Raw genomic sequence first — 2,939 nt, forward strand, 5'->3', positions numbered from 1 at the left:
GTCGAGTTCCCCGGCGAGTTCGATGAGCACGTCCTCGCCTGTCCGCTGCACGGACATCCGCAAGGCTCCAGCATCCACCCGCATGACTTCCACCCCCCGATGTCGTCACTGCGTGGGGTCACCCCCCGATCAGTTACGCAGAGTAACATGCCTCGGTTGGCTGGATCCCCGGCGGACGTCAGCCGGCGCGCAGACGCTTGATCAGAGCGTTTGTCGAGCTATCATGCCCCAGCTCCGGTTCCTGCTCGGACCCGAATTCCGGAATGATCCGACCGGCCAGCACCTTGCCGAGCTCCACGCCCCACTGGTCGAAACTGTTGATCCCCCAGATGACACCCTGGGTGAACACCTTGTGCTCGTACAGTGCGATCAGCTGACCGAGGGTGAACGGAGTCAGCTGCTGGGCGAGCAGGGTGTTCGAGGGTCGATTACCCGGGAAGGTCCGATGTGCAACGAGGCCCGGCGCGACACCCTCGGCGGCCACCTCCGCGGCTGTCCGGCCGAACGCGAGGGCCTCCGTCTGCGCCAGGAAGTTGGCCAGCAGCAGGGCATGCTGGTCCACCCCGGCGCCGTCCGCCGTGCCCACCCCGGGATGGTTCGGCCGCACGAAGCCGATGAAATCAGCCGGGACGATCGTCGTCCCCTGGTGTAGGAGCTGATAGTACGCATGCTGTCCGTTCGTGCCGGGAGTCCCCCAGACGATCGGTCCGGTCGGCGTCGGCACGGGCCGCCCGGTGAGATCGACCGACTTCCCGTTGCTCTCCATGTCCAGCTGCTGGAGATAAGCCGGGAATCGGCCCAGGTAGTGGCTGTAGGGCAGCACCGCGTGCGTCGCGGTACCGAAGAAGTCGCGGTACCACAGGCCGATCAGGCCGAGCAGAACCGGAAGGTTCCGCTCGAACGGAGCCGTCCGGAAGTGCGTGTCCATGGCGGCGAAACCGGCGAGGAACTCCCGGAAGTTCGGCGGCCCGATCGCGATCATCAGCGAGAGGCCGATCGCGGAGTCCACCGAGTACCGGCCGCCCACCCAGTCCCAGAACTCGAACATGTTCTCGGTGTCGATACCGAACTCGGCGACCTTCTCGGCATTCGTGGAGACCGCGACGAAATGCCGGGAAACGGCGTCCTCGCCGAGCAGGCCGGTGAGCCAGGACCGCGCGGCCCGCGCATTGGAGATCGTTTCCAGGGTGGTGAACGTCTTGGACGAGACGATGAACAGGGTGCTGGCCGGATCGAGATCGGCGGTGGCCTCCCAGATGTCGGTGGGGTCGACGTTGGAGACGAACCGGACTTCGATCGACCGGTCGGCATAGTCGCGCAGGGCGTCGTAGGCCATGGCGGGTCCCAGGTCGGAGCCGCCGATGCCGATGTTGACCACCGTCCGGATCCGCTCACCGGTGGCACCCAGCCATTCTCCCGACCGCACCCGGTCGGCGAATCGGGACATCGCGTCGAGCACCCGATGCACGTCGGGGACGACGTCGGCGCCATCCACCTCGATCCGGGTGCCGGCCGGGGCGCGCAACGCCACGTGCAACACCGGTCGGTTCTCGGTGACGTTGATCCTCTCGCCCTGGAACATCGCCTCGATCCGGTCCGCCAGCCCGGCGCGCCGGGCCAGCGCGGTCAGCAACTCGACGGTGCGCGCGGTCAGCCGGTTCTTGGAGTAGTCAAGATAGAGTCCGTCCGATTCGACGGCGAACGTCTCGCCACGCCGGGGATCGGCGGCGAACAGATCCCGCAGGGACACCTCGGAGATCTCGCGCAGATGCGTGGTGAGCGCCGCCCATTCCTCGGTCGCGGCGATGTCCAGCGGAGCCACCGGGGCAGCGGGCTCGGTTGTCGACATGACGTGGGATGCCCTTCCTCGCAGGTTCAACATGTGCCGCAGTGCCCATCATCCGCACTGCGGCGACGGCGGCGCTCGCCAGCCCCGTCGGCCTGCCCGTGTCGCCGATCCGGCACGCCGGACCGGCCGGCCGGGGGTAGGGAATGGGGGGTCAGGGCCGTAGGATCACCAGGAACCCGACGAAGGGCGTCATTGCAGGCCAGGATGGTTCTCGGCGCACGGGTGGCGGTACAGCGGATGCCCGGCGTGGTAGCGGACGGATCTGGACCTTGTTGATAGATAAATCTCGGGTGGAGGCGGCGCTTCCCGGTTACTCCGTCGAGGGCGACCTGGGCCGGGGTGGCTACGGGCTCGTGCTGGCCGGCCAGCACCGGCTCATCGGCCGCAAGGTCGCGATCAAGATCCTGCTGGACACCTCCGACGACCCCGATCTGCGTGCCCGCTTCCTGTCCGAGGCTCGGGTGCTGGCTGAACTGGACCATCCGCACATCGTGCGTATCCACGACTACGTGGAGCACGAGGGCACCTGCCTGCTCGTCATGGAGCTGCTCTCCGGCGGCACGCTCAAACAGCGGATGAGCTCGGGACCGGTCTCCGCCGAGACCACCTGCTCGATCGGGCTCGCGGCCGCGGCCGCCCTCGCCACAGCGCACGGCCACGGAGTGCTGCACCGGGACATCAAGCCGGACAACATCATGTTCGTCGGCGACGGGCTGCTGAAGGTGACCGACTTCGGCATCGCCAAGATTTTCGACGGAGTGGAGACCACCGCCAGCGCGATCCTGGGAACGCCGCGTTACATGGCTCCCGAGCAGATCATAGGGACGCGTCTCTTCCCGTCCACCGATCTTTACGCCCTCGCGGGTGTGCTCTACGAGATGATCGCCAACCGACCGCTGTTCGGCCGTCAGATGGCGGTGCAGCCGCTGACCCACCACCATCTGACAAGCATGCCGGAACCGCTCACCATGGTTCCGCCACCCGTCTCCGCGGTGATCCTGCGGGCGCTGGCGAAGGATCCGGGCACCCGCTTCGCCGACGCCGCCGACTTCGCCCTGGAACTCGCCCGAGCGAGCAGCCGCGCGTTCGG

General features: G+C 67.4%; 2 protein-coding genes. One reads left to right on the plus strand and one right to left on the minus strand.

The features are described 5' to 3' along the window. Positions 1 to 178: 178 nt before the first annotated feature. Positions 179 to 1,849, minus strand: coding sequence for a glucose-6-phosphate isomerase (gene pgi / locus ACY45C_RS04960; RefSeq protein ID WP_462186457.1), 1,671 nt, complete (start codon positions 1,847 to 1,849; stop codon positions 179 to 181). A 269-nt stretch (positions 1,850 to 2,118) separates the two neighbouring features. Between pgi and ACY45C_RS04965 the strand changes: the two genes are divergently transcribed. Further along, a partial coding sequence (locus ACY45C_RS04965) for a serine/threonine-protein kinase (RefSeq protein WP_462186458.1) occupies positions 2,119 to 2,939 on the plus strand: 821 nt, incomplete at its 3' end.

The sequence above is a fragment of the Frankia sp. CcWB2 genome, from assembly GCF_977927585.1.